The sequence below is a fragment of the Desertivirga arenae genome, assembly GCF_017355785.1.
GTDB lineage: Bacteria > Bacteroidota > Bacteroidia > Sphingobacteriales > Sphingobacteriaceae > Desertivirga > Desertivirga arenae.
The window spans coordinates 1-1,187 of the sequence record NZ_JAFEWE010000038.1 but is presented as its reverse complement, the minus strand read 5'-3'; the positions used below and the strand labels follow the sequence as shown (position 1 = coordinate 1,187).

Annotated in this window: 1 protein-coding gene; it reads right to left on the bottom strand. The window is 38.2% G+C overall.

The window, feature by feature from the left end:
• Nucleotides 1–992 precede the first annotated feature (992 nt).
• Entirely contained in the window at nt 993–1,139 is a 147-nt protein-coding gene (locus J4N24_RS25390) for a hypothetical protein (RefSeq protein ID WP_207536545.1), read from the bottom strand.
• Nucleotides 1,140–1,187: the final 48 nt, after the last annotated feature.

The window sequence follows — 1,187 nt, the reverse complement described above, 5'->3', positions numbered from 1 at the left end:
GCTAGCGTTCATCCTGAGCCAGGATCAAACTCTCCATTGTAATGAATGTTTGTTTCGCTGACCCTATTATATCTCAAATAGAATCGTTGTTTTCCGAATTGCTTCGGTTATTTTGTCTACCCGAGAAAATTGATTTTGGATAATTTTTCTAACGAAAAGTTTCCTTCCCGTTATGCTATCTGATTAATCTTTTTAAGAACTTTTTCGCCTCTCCTTCTCGGTTCAGCTTTATTTGATTGGATTACACCGATGATTATTTCGATTTCTCCGATCTTATTTTTTCAGATGATTTCACCGACTAGTGTTGGTGATTTCATTGATTTTACTTTTTCATTTTCGCTTTCTGCATTGCGCTTCGGCGACCCTTTTGGTTTGGGACTGCAAAGATGAGAAGTTTTTTATTTCTCTGCAAATTTATTTGAAGATTTTTTTTCTTCCTTTAAACTTGCTCTTTGCTGGTTTTCAGTAACATTAAAGCATTTCGCTCTTACTTTCAAACCTGTCCGTTTCGGGACTGCAAAGGTGAGAATCTTTTTTCATTCTGGCAAGAAGTATTTTAAAATAATTTTCTGCCGTCCTTTTCTCTCTTTTTTCAATTCCGGTGCAGCCTTGCGCTGCTTTCGTTTTTCCCAGTCCTGTTCGTTTTGGGACTGCAAAGGTGAGAGTTTTTTTGCTAGCCGTCAAGTTTTTTTTCGAAATAAGTCCAAACAAGCTGAGGCTTTGTATGTTGCGTTTAGTTCGACTCGTTTTTGAAGTGATTCTAGGGGGACCACCATCTATATCACTGGTTTTACCTTTAGTGTTTATTCCTGTAATCTCTCCTATCTTTCTGAATCAATCTCCTCATTACTCATTTAGTGCTTTCCAGGCCACTATCTATGCTTTATCTGTGCTTTATCTGGGGAGTATCTAGGGAGTATCCGGGGAGTATCTAAGATGCAACAAATCACTTTGTTCAGTTCTTGCTCATACCTTGTTTACCCTTTCTTCAGCTAAACGGGCCTGAAATGGGGTTTGAACTGAACAAGAACTGAAGAAGTACTAGCCGAGAGCTGAAGAAATGGGTCGGTGTCTAGTCCTAGTATAGCTTTACACTCGTCCTGGATTAATTTGACATCGTCCTGAATAGGACTTAACATATCCTGATTAAGGATTACATTTTATTTAGCTCGAATATAGCAATTGTT